Consider the following 20,499-nt stretch of genomic DNA (forward strand, 5'->3'; position numbering starts at 1 on the left):
GGTAACATGACGTCTCCTCAACTTGCGAGCAGTCTGGCCAAATTTGCCGAAATGGAAGGCCGCCACCCACGGCTTTTGCTGGCAACTGCATCCTCCGTCGAAGAAAAGCACGACAAACATGTCGCAACCCTGTTTGCTGATGGCGGGTTTGATGTGGATGTCGCCCCGCGTCATTCCGATGCGCAATCCATTGCCCGGCAGGTGATTGATTGTGATGCGGATATGCTCGTTCTGATCAGAACATCCCTGACGTCCGAAGACCGGGTCAGTGTCGCCGATCTGATTTCATCACTTGATGCGCTTGATGCTGCATATGTCAAAGTCGGCATTGTTGGCCATGCCGATGATCCGGCGGCTGGCAATGTTGAGTTTGTCTGTGATCTTGAACATCTGCAGACAAGCGATTGCGAAGCGCTGATTGACTATATTTTGGCAGTTGAAGAAGGCCGGGTTGCACAACATATTTAGAACATTGATAAAATCCGGGTAAAAGCGGGGCAATGTTTTGGAAACCCTTTGGGCGCATAATGATGCACAATAGTTGCACCCCAGGACGGGCTGTTTAATCAAGGGATGAATGGATGGGATTGCTCAAGGAAACGCTGATGCGCGTCTTTGTCGGCAAAAAAGGCCGGGATGCGATTCAGGCATATAATGACGCACAATCCCTTCATGTGCGCGACAGTGCGACGGCGGAAAAGACCGCCGGCCAGGCACGTCAGGCACGCCGTATCGAAGACCGCGCCCTTGCCCATCAGGACGAGGGCATGTCGCTTGAAGAAGCCCGCGCGCTTGCCCTTGCTGAAACCCTGACCGAACAGGCCGACGCCCCGCATACCGAAATCATGAAGGCATTGAATGCCGCCGATGCCAAGCTTGGCAAAAAGAAAAGCAAGATCTCAACGCCCGAGGACGAACGCCGTCAGGAACTGATTGCCGAAGCGGTCAAGGCGCTGCGCAGCAAACAAGGCGATCTTGATAAGCTTGATCCCGATCTTCGTGCCAAACTGACCGTCATGGCGGTTGGTGCCCTGATGGGTGGACCGAACACGCCGCGTCAGTAAACCGCAAGGTCGATAGCCGAAAAAACAGATGGCACCACCCGGTCGGGTTGGTGCCTTTTTGTTCGCCGCGATCAGAAAGCGGCGGTACGGGGATTAAGGCTCAAGGCTGCGATGCAGGCCGGTGACAAGTTCGCCATAGGACGGCTCGTTATCGGCGCTGAGATACCCGTGGCGGATCAGGAAATCAATTACCACCAGCGCGCAGTTGAACTTGAAATCAAAGCCGGTGCGGACCATCTCGGCCACCTCGGCGATGGGCAGAAGGTCAAAGCGCTCGACCTCGCCATCGGCGCAATGCGGGACAAAGTCGTCGGGCAATTCCAGATCGAAATTGACCATGATGTCGGGCTTCAGGCCTTCGCTGGTTTCATACAGATACGACACCGTGCCGATCGCGATGACGTTTTCAGCCAAGCTTGCCGGAATGCCGGCTTCTTCGGCGCATTCCTTGATCATGTTTTCACGAAAGCCAAGCCCGGTCGGTTGTCCACCCGCGACCATATTGTCGAGCATCCCGGGATAGGTCGGTTTGTCCTGTGCGCGTTTGGCGATCCACATGTGAATGCCGTCCGCCTTGCGAACAAAGCCGTTCATATGCACGCCCCATGACCGGCAGCCGAAATAGGGCATGGCAAAACGGTCAAGCTGACATAGCGGATCATCGGCAAGTCGATTGCGGATATCAAACTTCTCGCCGTGCAGGCGCTTGATCACGCCCTGTTCGCAAAGGGCTTCCGTGGCATCGATCAGGATCTGGTTGCGGTGATCAACGGTTTTGATATGCGGACCAAACCCGTATTCGCCGTTCTCATCGCGGATGAAACTGTCACCCAGCCCGGTGAGGGCCGTGGCAAACTCTGACCGGATGGCACCGACCGGAAGGTTGCCAATGCGAAAGCGGGCATAGCGTGACAGATTGGCGTTGTTACAAGCGTGGATGTGATCAAGATAGGCCAATTCGGAACTCCTGTCGGCAAGGGCGCTGCGATTTGCTGCAGCGCCCTTGCCCGGACAGCCTACGCGCTAAGTGCGGAGTTTGAATAGCCCTTTTCCGAGGTCAGAACCGTATTCACGTGAATGATCTGTCGCAGGCAGCGGGCGATATGTTCGGCGACCTTGGTTTCAAGTTGCTGGACCTGGATGTCGATCTGCAATTCTTCATAGCCGCGCAGGCCATCTGCAACGATGGAATGCCAACTGGCCGGAACAAGGTTGCGCTTGGCAAACAGTTCCAGGACACGCGGCATCACGTCCGGTTCGGCAGCGGCGTGAACGGAAAAACAGTAAACGGATTTGGGGGTATGTGCGTCTTGTGTGGACGCAGCAAATGCATGATCGGTCATGACAATGCTCACAGATATTCAGTACATCAAAAAGGCGAACAGATACGTCCCGGTGTCCTTAGACAACCGGGCTGATAATTCGCGCAATGATGACCGAAAGAATGCTGTGGTGTGTCATGAAGCTATTTAAAGAAGGGTCTCTTCAAAACCGAAAGGTTTGAATGGGGACACAAATGACGAAAGCGGAAGCCTAGTCAGATGACCAGAAGCGATGCGATGACGGCCAGAATCGTACCAGCGAACAGGATTTCCATCGAACGGGCGATCTGCTGTTCACGGGCAATGGCGATTGCAACGGCTTTGCGCTTATTCATCATGTTTACTCCGTCTTCTGACAGGTAGTGGCAATGTGCCGCTCTCGGCACACGTCAAATATAGGCAGGCAAAAGCCCGAGTTACAAGAGTTCAGAGTCAAAAAACGTCAAAAAACTTTCAACCTCATGGAAAAGGTCACGTTTTTGATCGCTGTTTTGTCACAAATTGGCTCGGCCTTTCCTGCTTGCGCTTCTGTATCGCTTCTCAGGGCTGCTCGCGATCAGACGGTTTCAATGCCGCTATCACGATTCGCCGGGGTTTCTGCGGTTTCGCCCTGGTTTACGACGTGCCAGTAATCGCGGATTGGTTTGGGATATCCGTACTTATAACCCTGTACCGAACGACAATCATGATCGGTCAGGAAGCTTGCCTGCTCGTCGGTTTCGACGCCTTCGGCAATCACATCAAGATTAAGATCACGGCTGAGATTTATGACCGCACGGACAATCGCAATGGCCTGATCGTTGCTCACCAGCTTCTTGATAAAGGACTGATCAATCTTGATTCGGTCGACCGGGAAGTTCTGTAAAGTCGCGAGCGATGAATAGCCCGTGCCGAAATCATCCATGGCAATCCGCACACCAAGTTTCTTGATGTCAGACAGGATCTTCATCGAGCGCGCCGGATTATGAATAAGTGCGGTTTCGGTGACTTCGAGCTCAAGGCGCTTCGGATCAAGGCCGGTTTCTTCAAGGATCTCGGCAACCAGTTCCGGCAGTTCATGCTTCTGAAGCTGCACAGCCGACAGGTTTACACCAATGCCCAGCGGGTTTTTCCAGCGCGAAGCTTCGAGGCACGCGGTTCTCAGCACCCATTCACCCAGCGGCACGATCAGGCCGGTTTCCTCGGCAATCGGGATGAAGCGGCCCGGCGGGATTGATCCCATTTCCGGATCGGTCCAGCGCAGCAGGGCTTCAAACGAATTGATTACACGACCATCGGTCTGGCATTGCGGCTGGTAATGCAGTTCCAGCTGGCCGTTCTCCATCGCGTTGCGCAGGTTCGAGGAAAGCTGGCGCTTGAAGCGGTATTCCTCGTCCATCTCGGGGGAATAGAACACCATGTCATTGCCGCCCGATTGCTTGACCCGATACATCGCCAGGTCGGCATGGAACAGGATGCTTTCGCCGTCATTGCCGTCAGTCGGGTAATGGGCGATGCCAATACTTGAGGAAAGCTTGGCGCGGTGTTCGGCATTGATGAAGACCGGGATGGCGACACAATCAAGGATCTGCTGGGCAACGTCGCGCGACCGCGCAATCACGTCGTCCTCATCCGCACCATCTTTATGTTGGAGCAGGGTGACAAATTCGTCGCCACCAACGCGCGCAATGACGACATCATCGGAAAATAGCTTCGACAGCCGTTCACCCAGTTCGCGCAGGGCATGATCCCCGGCAATATGACCATAGCTGTCATTAAGCTCCTTGAAGTGATCGAAATCGATGCACATCACGGTGGCGGGCGTGCCGGTTTTATCGGATTTCTGAAGGGCGGCCGCCAACCGGTCGTTAAAGGTTGTCCGGTTCAGAAGTTTGGTCAGCGAATCATGTTCGGCGAGGAAGCGGATATGATGTTCGGCCGCGCGCCGTTCACGCAAATCACGAAGACCGAAGATCACCGTCGCATCCGATATCTCATCTGCGGGGATTTCACGCCGCACGACTTCGACCGGGATTTCGCTGTTATTGGTCCAGGACAGGTTGGTCTCGGCATAGCTGATCTCGCCCGACTTGAAGGCAGCCGGCGTGGCCGAAAGCCATTCGCTTAGAAAATCGCAATCAAGGATTTCCGCACGGCTGACCCCGCCCAGTTTCAGGAAGCTGTCATTGGCATCAATCACCCGGCCATTCTGGGTAAGGACAAGTGCTTCGATCGCGGAATCGCCCAGTATGCGCATGTGGTTGCTGACATGATCGCGAAGCTGGCGGTCGACAAGGGCGGTCACAAAGCCAATCGCGATCAGAATGGCTGCAACCACCGCAACGCCGACGGCAAGATATTCTTGCGAAATCAGCTGTTCGGGGACAGGAACGGTCGGATCGGGGGTAATGATCAGTGCACCCATTGCGCTGAAATGCATGGTCGCAACGGCTATGGTCAAACTGGCTTTGCCCAGCAGTTTCTGGCGTTCGGTTTGTGCCGCACCAACCAGCCAAAGCGACACAATTCCGAACAGTGCGCCCATCACGATAGCCGCAATCACGATGTCCATGTGCCAGCTGATCACACCGGGAACGCTGATGGCGGACATGCCGGTAAAATGCATCGCCGAAATGCCAAGCCCGACAACAAGTCCGCCGACGATCCGCGACATCAATCGATGCGGCCCGCCGACCGACGCAATGGCAAAGCCGATGGTGGTTGCTGCAATCGCAATCGCCAGTGAAACCGCCGTTTCAACCGGTTCATATCCAACGGGAACCGTTGGGTCATAGGACATCATTGCGATGAAATGGGTGGCCCAGATGCCGCCACCGGTCACAACCCCGGTCAGGAACAGCCATGCGATTTTCTGGCGCAGGCGGCCAATGCAGGCCCGTGCGTACAGATTGAATGCGGTATGAATGCCGCCCAGTCCGATCAGAAGGGCAACAAGGACCAGCACGATGTCGTGCTGGTGGGCCAGGCAGTCATAAATTCTGTACATTAACGAGCCGATTTAAAAATTTATGTAATAGTTTCAAATACTATCACATTTTACTGGTGTAATTTTAATTCGGCCTTTGTACGCGAAGCAACCCAAAATGGATCCTTCGCGTTTTGGTTTCTAACGGATGACGACGTCGCTTTGGCCAATCATGCGCGGGGTACTGTCACCACGGGTAAAGGTAATCTCCCCGTGATAGGTCCCGGCTGGCCAATTGCTTCCGGGGCGGTCCATGTTGATGAAGAACCACTTTGCGCGCGGGCCGGCATCATTGGGCAGATCAATGACAAAGTCACGATGACCGCCCTTGCCATCGGGGGTTTGCAGGCTCATGCGGATGACGTCACCGTCATTAGCCCCGATCAGATAAGCCCAGAAATAAAGCCCTGGACTGGTGCTTGGCAGTTGCTGATCCTTGCCATAGCCGCGCTTGAGGTCAGATGCATTCGGGCGTGCCATGGAAAACCCGTGACCATAAAGCGTGATTTCATTGTAGGTGAGCTGCGCGCGTGCGGTCGTTGACCAAAGGGCTGCGTTCTCAACACTGCAATCGTTTGAGGTGCTCGCCCCCATGGTGGTGCCGCTGAACGGATCAACAAGCTCGCCATCCTTGCGCAGGTTGAAATGCAAATGCGGGAAGGTGGCCTGACCGGAAATGCCGATGCGGCCAATGACCTGCCCCCGGCTGACCCGGTCGCCCTGTTTGACCGCGACCCAGCCACGGCGCAGATGGCAATACTGGCTTTGCCAGCCATTATCGTGATCAATCAGGATGCCATTGCCGCATTCAATGCCTTCCAGGCTGCTGGTGGCGATCCGGCCAGAGTCGATATCCTCGACCCCGTCGCGCAGCGCAACCACCGTCCCGTCCGCAATCGACAGGACAGGAACGCCGTCAAGCATGGTTGCTTCATCGGGAATGGCGAAATCAGTACCGCGATGGCCATCATATGTCGTGGTGCCACAGGCATAGTCACGAATGTTCGGACCTGCATCGTGATCAACGTAATGCACGATATCGCAGGTATTGCCTTCACATACGATCGGCAAATCGAACGGTGGGCCATCTGCAAAAGCGGTGCTGCCAAAGGATAGGGTCGCGAACACCGAAAGAAAAAGTGTCCGAATAGATCCTGATCGTTCTGGCATAAGGCCCCCTGTTTTCGAATTTGGTCACTGCACTTTGGTGTTCTTGTATGAATCACCTTTCTCTAACATAAAGGTGATCAGGCTGCGACGTGCAAGATATTGTTTGTAGATTGCGCTTTCCGCTATCACTTCAAGATGGCAAATATGAACACGATCTCATCGCGCAAGGCAGGATGAAATGGATCAGAGCGGATTGTTTCGGTTGGGCATCTTTGCCGCCATTCTGGCGGTTATGGCTTTGTGGGAGGCCGTGGCCCCCTATCGGCCCAAGGAAGCCGTGCGCCGTCCCATGCGCTGGCTGACCAATTTTGGTCTGTTGTTGCTGAGCGCTGCACTAACACGCTTTACCATCGGTGCAGCAATGATCGCGACGGCCATCTGGGCGCAAGCCAATGGCTTGGGCCTGAATAATATTGCCGGGTTGCCGGCGCTTCTGTCAGGCCTCGTCACCATCATTATTCTCGATTGCGCGATCTATTGGCAGCATCGCCTGACTCACATCGTGCCGATCTTCTGGCGGTTCCATCGGGTGCATCACTGCGATACCGAATTTGATGTCTCGACCGCTGTGCGGTTTCACCCGTTCGAAATCGTCGCATCCGCACTTTATAAATCGTTCTTTGTTCTGATGATCGGGGCCGATCCGTGGGCGGTGGTGGTGTATGAAAGCATGCTTAGCGGCTTTGCCCTGTTTAACCATGGCAATGTGCATCTGCCCAAAAGCCTGGATCGCGCCTTGCGCATGCTGGTCGTGACACCCGATATGCACCGGGTGCACCATTCCAGTGTGATGAAGGAAACCAACAGCAACTACGGCAATATCCTGTCTGTCTGGGATCGCCTGTTTGTCAGCTACATCGATCACACCCGGGTCAATGATCACGACATGCAGATCGGCCTTGAAGAATTCCGCGACAAGGACAGTCAAAGTTTGCTCGGTGTTTTGTGGATGCCGTTCGGGCGTCGCTGATCAGGGCTTACGCCGGAACCACCCCGCGCACCGCCATCGCCGATGCCACCAGTGACCGGCGCCCATCGGTCTTGCCACCAAGATAGGCCAGTCGGGTGGCCTGCTGAATTTCATGGGCCATGTCGGCATATTGCCGGTTAAAGAAAGTGCGGATCAGGCTGTGCGCGCCCATCAGCGATTGCCAGTAATCATCAAAGTCTATGAAGTCCATGCGCACGGCCAAGGTGGTTGTATCAATGTCGCGCAAACCCGCATCCGACCAAAGATCATAAAGATCGTCTTCGTCCTTGTAGGGGACATCAAAAATCTCCTCGCGGAGCTTTTCACCCTCCACCCCCGCCAAAATGGCAGCGGCATCGAGAAACAGCCGGATAAAGGTCAGCCCGCCCGAACGGTCCCATACCGATGCGGCCACCCGGCCATCAGGTTTGGTCACGCGCACCATTTCGCCCAAAGCCTTCACCGGGTCTTCCAGATCATTGATCAGAAGCTGCGAACAGGCGGTATCAAAACTGTTGTCGTCAAAGGGCAGGGACGATGCATCACCGGTCTTGAGTTCGATATTTGCCGCTTCTTCGCGCAGGGCATCCGTCAGGTAATCGGGGATCAGGTCGATGCCGACAACGCGCGCATCGGGATACCGGTTTGCCGCAGCCAACGTCAGGCTGCCGGTGCCGCAGCCGACATCAACCAGCGCTCCGCAGGATGGGGCGGCAACAAAATCAAGGAAACTGCGCGACAGGCGTCGGCTCCATCGACCCATGGCGATTTCATAGGTGTCGGCAATCGTGTTGTTCATCCGGGGCGCTTCCTCAAATTTGTTTGATTTATTTTCATTTGGTGCCAGATGGCCATGCCCTGATATGTCCCGGTTTCTGACAATTTCAAGCGCCAGGGTCCAAACTCATTCACATGACCGCCCCGGCAACTGATATGAGAGAAAAAGCTAGGAAAATGCCGCAGACCGGGGGCTTCCCCGGTCAAGGGATTTGACGCAGAGGCTTTCTCTCATATCAGTTGTCCTTCGGATCACCCGGATTTGCACGGGCTACTTTGTCGCAAAATCTTGAAAGATGGATATCTTCCTGCGATTTTGCTTCGCATATCCGCACAAATCCGGGAGACCGGGACGATTATGTGAATGAGTTTGGACCCTGGCCAATTGGCCATTCGACGAAATAGGCATTGCTCATTTCGAAAAATGCGCAATAAAATTACAAATATTGCATTGCAAAATAATCATAAGCGCGACATCTGCAGTGTAAGCGACCGCGCAACAGGCAAGGGGTTCCAAGGAAATGAACGAACGCGACGGACTTCACGGGCTGTATCTCGAAGATCTCGAGGTCGGCTTGTCAGCAAGTTATGGCAAGACAGTTACTGAAACCGACATTGTGATGTTTGCCGGTATCACCGGCGATACCAATCCGGTGCACCTTAATCAGGATTACGCCGAAACCACGATGTTTGAAGGCCGCATTGCCCATGGCATGCTTTCCGCCGGGTTTATTTCCACCGTTCTTGGTACCCGCCTGCCGGGACCGGGCACGATTTATCTCTCGCAAAACCTGCAATTCAAGGCGCCGGTTCGCATTGGTGATACCGTGACGGCACGGGTGACGGTTCGTGAAATCATCGCGGAAAAGAAACGCGCCATTCTTGAAACCAATTGCTATGTCGGGGATCGCTGCGTGATCACCGGTGAAGCAACGGTCATGGTGCCCTCACGCGGATAAGGCAGGCTGAGGCGGGAAAGCAGCGCTTTTTTCTCGGAAAAGTCTTTACGCTTCGGGCCTGCGCCCTATATAGCTGCCTGCTGGATTTGCCGATAAAAGGTCGGCAGGCATGGAACGCAGCAAAGAGAGACCGGCGCGAATGCGCGTTTTTCGATCTTTTGAGAACCTGACCGATGATGCGCGCGGCGCCGTTGTGGCGATCGGCAATTTCGATGGTTTGCATCTGGGGCATCAAACGCTTCTGGATCAGGCCCGCGCGATTGCCCGCGATCTCGGTGCGCCGCTTGCCATCCTGACCTTTGAACCCCATCCGCGTATGCTGTTTCGTGCCGATGACCCGCCATTTCGCCTGACCTCGGCCGAGGATCGCGAAACCGCGGCCGGCAGCATTGATATCGACCTGTTCTATGAGGTCGAATTCAATCGCGACTTCGCCGCCATGACCGCCGAAGAATTCATCGAGCGCGTTCTGGTCAGCGGCCTTGGTGCCAAACATGTCGTGGTTGGCTGGGATTTCTGTTTCGGCAAGGGCCGGGCAGGTGACGTTGATCTGTTGCGCGCGATTGGCGAGAAATCCGGTTTCGGTGTGACGGCGGTGACCGCTGTTACCCATGACAATGGCATTGTCTATTCCTCGACCGCGATCCGTCAGGCACTGCGTGAAGGCCGCCCGGAAGATGCTAAACATCTTTTGGGGCGCCCGTGGGAAATCGCCGGGATTGTCGCCCATGGCGATGCACGTGGTCGGACGATCGGTTTTCCGACCGCCAATGTCGCACTGGGTAATCATCTGCGCCCGAAATTCGGTGTCTATGCCGTCGAACTTGGACTGGTTTCCGAAACAGATGGCAAAACCGTTGAGCGCTGGGTGCCCGGAGTCGCCAATATCGGCGTGCGGCCAAGCTTTGGCGGCGATGACGATGCCGGGCTTGAAGCGCACCTTTTTGACTTTGATCAGGACATCTATGACCGGCGGGTCCGCGTGCGTCTGCACGGCTTTATCCGTGGGGAACGGAAGTTCGATGGGCTTGATGCCCTGAAGGCCCAGATCGCAGCAGATGTGATCACTGCCAATGATATTCTCGGCAAGATTTGAATTTGTTGACGAACCCGCTATGATCCGCGCGCTTTTCGCAAGATTGGCGTTCGCGAGATCTCCGGGGGTTCGCCCTTTTAATTTGTTCAAGACGACAGGACCGTCACGATGAGTGTCGAATACAAGAAAACCGTTATCCTGCCCAAGACCGACTTCCCGATGCGGGCGGGTTTGCCAAAGATGGAGCCCACCCTGCTCGAGCAGTGGAAAAACGAGGACCTCTACGGCAAAATTCGCGGTATTTCTGCCGATCGTGAAATGTTTGTCCTGCATGACGGCCCTCCTTACGCGAACGGCCACCTGCATATTGGTCATGCACTGAACAAAATCCTTAAAGACGTCATCACCCGTTCCCAGCAGATGTTGGGCAAGAACGCTGTTTACGTTCCGGGTTGGGACTGCCACGGCCTTCCGATCGAATGGAAGATCGAAGAACAGTATCGTGCCAAGGGCAAGAACAAGGACGATGTTCCGATTGCCGAATTCCGCAAGGAATGCCGCGAGTTCGCCCAGAAATGGCTTGATGTTCAGCGCGAAGAATTCAAACGCCTTGGCGTGATGGGTGACTGGGACAATCCCTATGTCACCATGGATTACAAGGCAGAAGCCTCAATCGCACGTGAACTTGGCAAGTTCCTGATGAACGGTTCGCTCTATATGGGCTCGAAGCCGGTCATGTGGTCGGTGGTTGAAAAGACCGCTCTCGCCGAGGCCGAGGTCGAATATCACGACCATACATCCAAAACGATCTATGTCCGTTTCCCGGTCACCGAGACCAAGGTTGATCTGCTGAAAGATGCAACCATCGTCATCTGGACCACGACCCCTTGGACCATCCCGGGGAACCGCGCAATTTCGTATGGCGAAGACATCGAATATTCCGTCATCGAAGTCACCGAAACCGCCGAAGAAGCTTGGGCCACCGTAGGCGAGAAGATGGCGGTCTGTACAGATCTTCTTGAAGACCTGTGCAAGAACGGTCGTGTGACCGGTCACAAGGTTGTCGGCACGTTTAAGGGATCCGAGCTTGAAGGTACGCTTTCGGCCCATCCGTTCCGCGGACAGGGCTATGATTTTGATGTGCCGCTTCTGGCGGCTGATTATGTCACGACCGATACCGGTACCGGCTTTGTCCATACCGCACCGACGCATGGCCCGGACGATTACCAGACCGGTCTGAAATACGGTCTGGAAGTGCCGGAAATGGTCGATGGCGACGGTGCCTATTATCAGACCGTGCCGCTGTTCGCCGGCGAGCGTATCTATGACGAAAACGGCAAGGAAGCCGGTGCGAACGAAGCGGTTATCGCCAAGCTGATCGAAGTTGGCGCGCTGCTGTCGCGCGGCCGTCTCAAGCACTCCTATCCGTGCTCCTGGCGTTCGAAGGCACCGGTAATCTATCGCACCACGCCGCAGTGGTTCATTTCCATGCAGGACAATGATCTGCGTGAAAAGGCGCTCAAGGCGATTGATGAAACCCGCTTTGTGCCGGAAGCCGGTCGTAACCGTCTGCATTCCATGATCGCCAACCGTCCGGACTGGTGCGTTTCGCGTCAGCGGGCATGGGGTGTGCCGATCACGGTGTTCATCGAAAAAAGCACCCGTCAGCCGCTGCGTGATCAGGAAGTCCTTGATCGTGTTTACGAAGCCTTCTGCGAAGAAGGGGCCGATGCATGGTTTACCCGGGACGCGCAGTATTTCCTTGGCGACAAGTACAAGGCAGAAGATTTCGAACAGGTCACCGACGTTCTTGACGTCTGGTTTGATTCCGGTTCGACCCACGCCTTCGTGCTTGAAGAACGCCAGGACCTGAAATGGCCGGCCGATCTGTATCTGGAAGGCTCCGATCAGCATCGCGGCTGGTTCCACAGCTCGCTGCTTGAATCTTGCGGTACCCGTGGTCGTGCGCCATATGAAGCGGTTCTGACCCATGGCTTCGTGCTTGATGGCGAAGGCCGCAAGATGTCCAAGTCGCTGGGCAACGTCATTGCGCCGAACGATGTGATCGACAAGCTGGGCGCCGATATCCTGCGTCTGTGGGTGGTCAGCTCGGATTATCATGATGATCTGCGCATCAGCCATGAAATCATTCAGCGCCATTCCGACATCTATCGTCGTTTGCGTAACACGCTGCGCTTCCTGCTGGGTAACCTTGATGGCTTCGATGAGGCCGAAAAGGTCGCAGATAACGAACTGCCGGAACTCGAACGTTGGGTTCTGCATCGTCTGAGCCATCTTGACGACATGGTGCGCAAGACGACCGCGGATTATGATTTCCACACCATGTTTATCGAGCTGCATAACTTCTGCGCGCTCGACATGTCGGCGTTTTATCTCGATATCCGCAAGGACGCGCTTTATTGCGATGCGCCAAGCAGCCTGCGCCGTCGCGCGGCCCGCACCGTCATGGATCGCGTCTTTGATTGCCTTGTACGCTGGTTGGCACCGGTTCTGTGCTTTACCGCAGATGAAGCATGGCGCGCACGTTATGGTGCCGAAAGCTCGGTCCATTCGGAAACCTTCAACACGGTTTCGGATGGCTGGAAAGATGATGCACTGGCTGCCAAATGGGCAAAAATCCGCAAGCTTCGCCGCGTTGTCACCGGTGCGCTTGAACTTGAACGTGCGGAAAAACGCATTGGCGCAAGCCTTGATGCCGCACCGAAGGTTTATGCCGACGCCGAATATGTCGAAGCACTTAACGGCCTTAATCTTGCCGAAATCGCCATTACATCTGACATCGAACTGATCACGGGTGAAGCACCGGCTGGTGCCTATACCCTTGATGATGTTGCAGGTGTTGGTGTCGTGCCGGCATTGGCCGATGGCGAGAAATGCGAACGTTGCTGGCAGACCCTGCCGGAAGTCGGCAGCCACGCAGAGCATAAAACCGTTTGCAGCCGCTGTGCGGATGCCGTTGATGAAATGGGAATTGCTGCCGAATAAGGGTGGCGTTTGGGAAAGCCCTGCCAGTTGGCAGGGCAGATCCCGGCAAGTCAGAAAGAGTGTTGATGAAACATCGTGCCTTTGTCTTTGGTCTGATCGTCATTGCAATCGTGTTTGGTGTCGACCAGTGGACCAAGGCGCTTGCCATTGACGGGCTTTCTGCCCCGTTTCGCAAGATCGAAGTCACGCCGTTTATGAACTTTGTTCTGGCCTGGAACCCGGGCGTTTCGTTCGGCCTGTTTCAGGGGCAGGCACCGTGGGTGATGATTGCGATTACCGCGGCCATCACGATCGGCTTTGGTGTCTGGATGTGGCGCACACGTGATTCCATGCTGCGCTTTGCGCTCGCCATGATCATTGGCGGGGCAATTGGCAATCTGGTGGATCGCCTGCGCCATGGCGCTGTGACCGACTTCATTGATCTGCATGTTGCGGGCTATCACTGGCCGGTCTTCAATGTCGCTGATAGCGCAATCACGGTTGGTGCCGCGCTACTGTTGATCGATTCCCTTTTTGGCGGTAAAAAATCTACCTGATGAATTTTCGCCGGGCCGCAAAGCCCGGTTCAGACGTGGTAATGAGGCGCACATGGCCCGGAAACTGACGACCAATATTTTCAAAATTGCATTGCTGGGCGGACTTGCGCTTGGCGTTTCCGGTTGTGAATCAACACGCGAAACCTTTGGCCTGAACAAACAGTCCCCGGACGAGTTCGCCGTTGTCTCGCGCGCACCGCTAAGCCTGCCGCCTGATTTTACGCTGCGTGTTCCTGATCCGGGCGCACCGCGCCCGCAGACCGGTTCGACCACCGATCAGGCCCGTCGTATTCTGGTGGGCGAAGATCCCAATCAGGTCAAACGTGACATCACCGAAGGCACGCGCAGTAAAGGTCAGGTTGCCCTTCTGTCGGCATCGGGCGCGCAATATGCCGATCCGGAAATCCGCAACACGGTCGATCGTGAAACCTCGATCTTCATTTCCGAAAGCGAAGGTGTGGTTGATGACCTTCTGTTCTGGCAGGAAAAGCCGGAATTTGGATCTGTGGTTGACCCGGCAGCTGAGGCCAAGCGTATCCGCGATCAGCAGGCCCTGGGCGACAATGTTTCCGGTGGTGCCGATACCCCAGTGATCGAACGCAAACAGAAGGGCTGGCTGGAAGATATCTTCTAAGCTTTGCTGTCTGGTTTTGCGACCACACGACAATTTGATGAATTCGAACAAGGGCGCGATGGTTTCGCGCCCTTGTTCTGTCATATTCGGTTTTTAAGAAATGCCTGTTCAATCGGGATGCTGCCGTGGGCACCATCCGCATTGAAGCACCCAGTTTGCTTAACCATGCCTGATTTGGAATGGGACGCCACAATGAGAATTTCTGGAACTTTCCGATCCATGACGCGCAGCTCCTTGGCTGTGCTCGCCCTTGCCGCATTGACCCTTGCCCTCGTGCCGGGGCTGGCCCGTGCGGCGGTGTTCAATCCGCAAACCGCTACCCTTGATAACGGGATGCAGGTCGTGCTGGTGGAAAACCACCGTGCACCGGTTGTCACCCATATGGTCTGGTACAAGGTCGGCTCGGCCGACGAGCCGCAAGGTGTGTCGGGCATTGCCCATTTCCTTGAACACCTGATGTTCAAGGGGACCGACGATATTGCACCGGGCGATTTTTCAAAGATCGTTGCGCGCAATGGCGGCAATGACAACGCCTTTACCAGTTGGGACTATACCGGGTACTTCCAGAACATCGCGCGGGACCGGCTTGATCTGGTCATGAAGATGGAAGCCGACCGCATGACCAATCTAAAGCTTTCTGATGATGTGGTTTTGCCGGAACGCGATGTGATTATTGAGGAACGCCGTTCGCGCCTCGATACCAGCCCGGGTGCGCTTCTGGGCGAACAGATGAGGGCATCCCTCTATATGGCCCACCCCTATGGCCGTTCGATCATTGGCTGGCTCAATGAAATGGAACAGCTCACCACCGAAGACGCGCTGGCGTTTTATCGCGACTGGTATGCCCCCAATAACGCCATTCTGGTCGTTGCCGGCGACATCACGATGGATGAACTGCTGCCGATGGCCGAAAAATATTACGGCATCATCCCGCGCGGCAAGGACATGACGCGTAACCGGGTTCAGGAACCGGTTCAGCACGCCCCGCGCAAGGTCACCATGCGCGACCCGCAGGTCGGTCAGGCATCCTGGTCACGCTATTACCTTGCCCCGTCCTACAACACCGATGCGGCTGATGCTGCACCGCTGGATGTGCTTTCCGAAATCATCGGATCAGGCACCACCAGCCGCTTCTTCAAGGCGCTTGTCGTTGATCAGGAAGTCGCCTCAAGCGTTGGCACCTTCTATGACCCGGTCGCGGTCGATCTGGCAAGTTTTGGTGTCTATGCCGTTCCACGCGGTGATGTTGACCTCGCCGATCTTGAAAAGGCTGTCGAGGCTCAGATTGCCACGGTCGTGTCAGATGGTGTCACACAGGACGAACTCGACCGGGCCAAGCAGAAGCTGCTTGATAGCGCGGTCTTTGCCCGTGATTCGCTGTCGGCTGGTGCGCGTGTGCTTGGTCAGTCGCTTGCCGTCGGCTTAAGCGTTGATCAGGTCGAAAGCTGGCCGGACCGGATTTCGGCCGTGACGGTGGATCAGGTCAATGAGGCTGCCAAACGGATCTTTGATGACAAGAAATCTGTCACCGGCTGGCTGATGCCGCCCGAAGGTGGCCCGGTCACGGGTGCTGGTGCCGCCCTTCCGATCACGTCTGGCGAAGGAGTACACTGATATGAACAAGCTGTTTAAACAGATTACCGGTGTTGCCTTTGCATCCGCCCTTGGTTTGGGCTTAACCGCACAGGCCAAGGCGGTTGAGGTTCAGGAAGTGATTTCGGATGGCGGCATTCGTGCCTGGCTGATCGAAGATCACATGAACCCGCTGATGACCATGGATATCGCCTTTACCGGTGCCGGTGCGGCCACCGATCCTGATGGCAAGCTTGGCTTGGCCAACATGGTATCGGGGCTGATCGACGAAGGTGCTGGTGCCATGGACAGCCAGACCTTCCGCGGCGAGATGGAAAACCGCTCCATCAGCCTGTCCTTTGATGCCGGGCGTGATGATTTTGCCGGATCGCTGACGACGCTGACCCGTGAACGCGATACCGCGATTGACCTGTTGCGTCTGGCCCTGTCCGAGCCGCGCTTTGATGACGAGGCGGTTGAACGTATCCGAGCCCAGATCGTCTCGGGCCTCAAGCGTGCTGAAACCGATCCGCGCGATATTGCCAGCCGCACGTTTTTCGCCTCGATCTTTGGTGACCACCCCTATGGCCGTCCGGTGTCGGGCACGCTTGAAACGGTGGCAGGTCTGAACGCCAATGATTTTCGCGGCTTTGTGCGCCGGGCCTTTGCCAAGGACAATCTGATTGTCGGTGTTGCCGGTGACATCACGGCAGAGGAACTTGGTCCGCTGCTTGATGAGGCCTTTGGCGCGCTGCCCGATAAAAGCGATCTGCCCAAGGTCGCCGACGTTACGCCGACTTTCGGTGATATCGAAGTGATCGAACAGGACATCCCGCAAAGTCAGGCGATCTGGGGCCAGAAAGGCATCAAGCGCAAGGACCCGGATTTCTATGCCGCCTATGTGATGAACTACATCCTTGGCGGTGGTGGTTTCTCATCGCGCCTGACCGAGGAAGTCCGTGAAAAGCGCGGCCTTGCATATGGCGTCTATAGCTACCTTGCCGATCTCGATCATGCCGAAATGATGATGGGCGGGGTTGCCACGCGCAATGACGCGATTGGTCAAAGCCTGTCTTTGATCAGCACGGAATGGAGCAAGATGAAGCAGGACGGCATTGATCAGGAAGAACTTGATAATGCCAAGGCCTACCTCACCGGAGCCTTCCCGCTGCGCTTCACAAGCCTTGGCAATCTGTCGGGCATGCTGGTCGGCATGCAAAAGGAAGACCTTGGCATGGACTTCCTCGATCGTCGCAATGACATGGTCAATGCCGTCAGTGTTGATGACGTCAACCGTGTCGCTTCTGATCTGATGGACCCGGCCAATGTAAGTGTTATCTTAGTGGGGCAACCAGAAGGAGAGATTTCCTTTTAATGTTCTCTCCTTTTTAAGAATAGCAAATTGGAGGGGGCCGTGTTCGGAGATTATAGAGACGCGCATATCTGGAGCGGGCAGAACGCAATTACGTCTTCAAATGGTCGAGATTCGTACAGGGTGCGGAATCCAAGAGCAGGCGGGGCTTATGAAATAGCGAGAACCGCCACTTTCATGTTGCACGATAAGCCCGACGAATTTCGAGCGCGCCTAACCACTTGGCTAGTGGACCAACATAACCTTGGGACACCTGAGCCGTTGATTACCGGCGAGGTTCTAAGAAACATTGATCTGACGCCAAGTTTGTCTGTGCAAGAGCGGGCGAATAGATTGCTCGTTTGTTTTAATCACCAGCAAAGTTCAATTGGTGAGAGAATAAATTTGGAGATAAGCGATCTAGGTGAAAACCTTTATGGCAACGGCTTCACTGAGTTTGGGGCAATTTATGCCGCTGTTACAGAGTCCATCAAGCCTGATGAGGTTCAGTTTCTTATCGATCAACTAGCTTCCAGTGGATTTATAACCACTCATGGTACTAATAACTCGCGACCTTGGTGCGTAATTACCATGAAAGGCTATGAACACCTTGAACAGTTTACTAGATCGATATCTGTTTCAGAGAATGCATTCGTAGCTATGTGGTTTGATCCATCTATGGAGGACGCTTATCGACAAGGTCTGGAAAAAGGCATTCGGATCGCAGGTTATCGACCGGTAAGAATTGACGGCATCGAACATAACAACAAAATTGATGACGCCATCGTTGCGGAAATCAAAAGATCTCGTTTCTTAATCGCTGATTTTACGCAAGACGAAAGTGGTGCTAGAGGCGGAGTATATTATGAGGCAGGCCTTGCTCATGGCCTCAACATGCCAGTCATCTTTACGTGCAGAGCGGATAGCCTGAAATTCGTACATTTTGATACAAGGCAGTATAATCATATTGTGTGGGAAACTCCCGCCGAACTGTGCCAGAAACTCGCAACTCGCATTTCTGCAACAATAGGCGACGGGCCTCTTGTTGTTCATGAGTAAGAAATTGAATATTTAAATGTTTCAAGCGCGGTGAAAGGGATTTCGCCGTGCTTTGTGCTTTGGTAGGTTCAGTTCAACCAAGAACACACATTCGAACATAACGAGCACCGCCTTTATGACCTTGCGCGTCCTGCCACAGAACCTGATCAACCAGATTGCCGCCGGTGAGGTGGTCGAACGTCCTGCGGCGGCGCTAAAGGAACTGGTGGAAAATGCGCTAGATGCCGGCGCGACGCGGGTGGATGTCAATCTGCGTGATGGCGGCCGGACATTGCTATCTGTCACCGATGACGGCAAGGGCATGACGCCCGATGAACTTGCGCTGGCCGTCGAACGCCATGCGACATCCAAGCTGCCCGATGGTGATTTGTTTAATATCGGTTTCATGGGCTTTCGCGGCGAAGCCTTGCCATCCATCGGATCGGTGTCACGCATGCGCCTGACCAGCCGTGTGCGCGGGTCGGAAAATGCCTGGACGCTGGCGGTTGAGGGCGGGGCAAAGGGCGAACCGGAACCGGCCGCCCATCCCTATGGCACTAGGGTTGAGGTGCGTGATCTTTTCTATGCCACGCCAGCCCGCCTCAAGTTCTTGAAAACCGCGCGGACCGAACAGATGTATGCGCGCGAGATCATGGATCGTTTGGCGATGGCGCGCCCGGATGTCGGCTTTACGCTGAGCGGTGATAACAACAAGACGATCTTGAATTACCCGGCCTGCGAGGGTGATCTGTTTGATGCCCGCCTGAAACGGCTGGGTGCGGTGATGGGGCGCGAGTTTCAGGATAACGCCCTTCAGATTGAGGCGGAGCGTGAAGGCATCCGGCTCACCGGTTATGCCGGGGTGCCGACACTTAACCGTGGCAATGCCCAGATGCAATTCATGTTTGTCAATGGCCGCCCGGTCAAGGACCGGCTGTTGCAAGGGGCTGTGCGCGGGGCCTATCAGGATTTCCTGGCACGCGATCGCCACCCGTTGCTCGCACTTTTCTTTGATCTGACGCCGCGCGATGTCGACGTCAACGTCCATCCGGGCAAGACAGAGGTCCGCTTCCGCGATCCCGGATTGGTGCGCGGACTGATTGTCGGGGCGCTGAAACATGCGCTGGCCGGGGCAGGCCATCGTGCCTCGACCACAGTCGCCGACATGGCGCTGGGGGCTGTGCGCCGCGAAGGTGAGGGACCTTCACTTCCTTATGGCGGTGGCGCCCGTTCGGGTACGGGCAGCGGATTTAACATCGGACAATATCAGCCAAGCGTGCCCGGTCATGCGGCCATTGAACGCAATTACGCCGCCCAGGCCCCGATGGAAAATCAGGGGAATTATGGCGGTCTGTTTGATCGCGGACGCGAGTTCGGCGGATCGGGTGGTAGCGCTAACATGGCTGGCGGCGAAGGCGGGTTTGCTGCCGTCGCGGCCGCAGCGCTTTCGGGCGGTTATGATGCGGCTGCGCCATCGGCCCGCATTGATAACATCGCCGATGAAGGCAAGTTTGTTGATCATCCGCTGGGGGCGGCGCGCGGGCAGGTCCATGCCAACTACATCATTGCCCAGACGCGTGACGGGCTGGTGATTGTCGATCAGCATGCCGCCCATGAACGCATTGTCTATGAACGCATGAAGGCGGATCTGGCCGAGAGCGGTGTGAAGCGTCAGGGGCTATTGCTGCCCGAGGTCGTTGAACTCGATGAAGCATCTGCCGATCGCATCGCCGAGCGGGCAGAGGAATTCGCCGAGCTTGGTCTGGTGATCGAGCCTTTTGGGCCGGGTGCAATTGTCGTTCGCGAAGTACCCGCGATGCTGGGCAAGGTTGATGTCAGCGCACTGGTTCGCGACATGGCCGATGAAATTGCCGAACTGGGGCAGGGCATGGCACTGAAAGACCGGCTGATGTATGTCTGTGCCACCATGGCCTGTCATGGGTCGGTGCGTTCTGGCCGCAAGCTCAATGCCGATGAAATGAATGCGCTTTTGCGCCAGATGGAAGCTACCCCGCATTCCGGTCAGTGCAACCATGGCCGCCCGACCTATGTCGAGCTCAAGCTCAATGACATCGAAAAGATGTTTGGCCGCAGATAGG

The 20,499-nt window shown here is 55.4% G+C and carries 17 protein-coding genes; 12 read left to right on the forward strand and 5 right to left on the reverse strand.

Annotated elements, in window-relative coordinates; translation table 11 throughout:
• Positions 1-6: 6 nt before the first annotated feature.
• Positions 7-468: a methylmalonyl-CoA mutase gene (locus UF64_RS06140; RefSeq protein ID WP_044828192.1), complete on the forward strand. Its 462-nt coding sequence runs from the start codon at positions 7-9 to the stop codon at positions 466-468.
• A gap of 113 nt (positions 469-581) precedes the next feature.
• Positions 582-1,064, forward strand: coding sequence for a hypothetical protein (locus UF64_RS06145; protein WP_044827740.1), 483 nt, complete (start codon positions 582-584; stop codon positions 1,062-1,064).
• Positions 1,065-1,157: 93 nt separating this feature from the next.
• Here the strand turns inward: UF64_RS06145 and UF64_RS06150 are convergent, their stop codons facing one another.
• The 4 genes from UF64_RS06150 to UF64_RS06165 form a co-directional block, all read right to left on the reverse strand.
• A complete protein-coding gene (locus UF64_RS06150) occupies positions 1,158-2,021 on the reverse strand; it encodes an NUDIX hydrolase family protein (RefSeq protein ID WP_044827741.1) in 864 nt (287 codons plus the stop codon).
• A gap of 59 nt (positions 2,022-2,080) precedes the next feature.
• Complete coding sequence (locus tag UF64_RS06155; protein WP_044827742.1) at positions 2,081-2,407, reverse strand: hypothetical protein; 327 nt, start codon at positions 2,405-2,407, stop codon at positions 2,081-2,083.
• A gap of 535 nt (positions 2,408-2,942) precedes the next feature.
• Positions 2,943-5,372 carry an EAL domain-containing protein gene (locus tag UF64_RS06160; protein ID WP_044827743.1) on the reverse strand — a complete coding sequence of 810 codons (2,430 nt, stop codon included), beginning with the start codon at positions 5,370-5,372 and terminating at the stop codon, positions 2,943-2,945.
• A 120-nt stretch (positions 5,373-5,492) separates the two neighbouring features.
• Positions 5,493-6,479, reverse strand: a complete 987-nt coding sequence (locus UF64_RS06165) for a M23 family metallopeptidase (RefSeq protein ID WP_235284979.1) — start codon at positions 6,477-6,479, stop codon at positions 5,493-5,495.
• Between the two features lie 220 nt (positions 6,480-6,699).
• Here UF64_RS06165 and UF64_RS06170 point away from each other — a divergent pair, with 220 nt between their 5' ends.
• Positions 6,700-7,491: a sterol desaturase family protein gene (locus UF64_RS06170; protein WP_044827744.1), complete on the forward strand. Its 792-nt coding sequence runs from the start codon at positions 6,700-6,702 to the stop codon at positions 7,489-7,491.
• Between the two features lie 7 nt (positions 7,492-7,498).
• Here the strand turns inward: UF64_RS06170 and UF64_RS06175 are convergent, their stop codons facing one another.
• Positions 7,499-8,290: a methyltransferase domain-containing protein gene (locus tag UF64_RS06175; protein ID WP_044827745.1), complete on the reverse strand. Its 792-nt coding sequence runs from the start codon at positions 8,288-8,290 to the stop codon at positions 7,499-7,501.
• Between the two features lie 499 nt (positions 8,291-8,789).
• Between UF64_RS06175 and UF64_RS06180 the strand changes: the two genes are divergently transcribed.
• The 9 genes from UF64_RS06180 to mutL all read left to right on the forward strand — a co-directional run bounded on the left by UF64_RS06180 (position 8,790) and on the right by mutL (position 20,498).
• Positions 8,790-9,227 (forward strand): MaoC family dehydratase, encoded by a 438-nt coding sequence (locus tag UF64_RS06180; RefSeq protein WP_044827746.1) that lies wholly within the window; start codon positions 8,790-8,792, stop codon positions 9,225-9,227.
• Positions 9,228-9,366: 139 nt separating this feature from the next.
• Positions 9,367-10,323 carry a bifunctional riboflavin kinase/FAD synthetase gene (locus UF64_RS06185; protein WP_044828194.1) on the forward strand — a complete coding sequence of 319 codons (957 nt, stop codon included), beginning with the start codon at positions 9,367-9,369 and terminating at the stop codon, positions 10,321-10,323.
• Between the two features lie 108 nt (positions 10,324-10,431).
• Positions 10,432-13,269, forward strand: a complete 2,838-nt coding sequence (gene ileS, locus UF64_RS06190; RefSeq protein WP_044827747.1) for an isoleucine--tRNA ligase — start codon at positions 10,432-10,434, stop codon at positions 13,267-13,269.
• Positions 13,270-13,334: 65 nt separating this feature from the next.
• Entirely contained in the window at positions 13,335-13,805 is a 471-nt protein-coding gene (gene lspA, locus UF64_RS06195) for a signal peptidase II (RefSeq protein ID WP_044827748.1), read from the forward strand.
• A 52-nt stretch (positions 13,806-13,857) separates the two neighbouring features.
• On the forward strand, positions 13,858-14,439 hold the full coding sequence (locus tag UF64_RS06200; RefSeq protein ID WP_044827749.1) for a DUF3035 domain-containing protein: 582 nt from the start codon (positions 13,858-13,860) through the stop codon (positions 14,437-14,439).
• Between the two features lie 219 nt (positions 14,440-14,658).
• Positions 14,659-16,053: a pitrilysin family protein gene (locus UF64_RS06205; RefSeq protein WP_235284980.1), complete on the forward strand. Its 1,395-nt coding sequence runs from the start codon at positions 14,659-14,661 to the stop codon at positions 16,051-16,053.
• Between the two features lies 1 nt (position 16,054).
• Positions 16,055-17,386 (forward strand): pitrilysin family protein, encoded by a 1,332-nt coding sequence (locus UF64_RS06210; protein WP_044827751.1) that lies wholly within the window; start codon positions 16,055-16,057, stop codon positions 17,384-17,386.
• Positions 17,387-17,560: 174 nt separating this feature from the next.
• The gene (locus UF64_RS19615; RefSeq protein ID WP_235284981.1) at positions 17,561-18,421 is read left to right on the forward strand and encodes a hypothetical protein; all 861 of its coding nucleotides are present in this window, start codon (positions 17,561-17,563) and stop codon (positions 18,419-18,421) included.
• 115 nt (positions 18,422-18,536) lie between these two features.
• Positions 18,537-20,498, forward strand: a complete 1,962-nt coding sequence (mutL, locus tag UF64_RS06220) for a DNA mismatch repair endonuclease MutL (protein ID WP_044827752.1) — start codon at positions 18,537-18,539, stop codon at positions 20,496-20,498.
• The last annotated feature ends 1 nt before the right edge of the window (position 20,499 follow it).

It is taken from the genome of Thalassospira sp. HJ, assembly GCF_000948415.1.
GTDB lineage: Bacteria > Pseudomonadota > Alphaproteobacteria > Rhodospirillales > Thalassospiraceae > Thalassospira.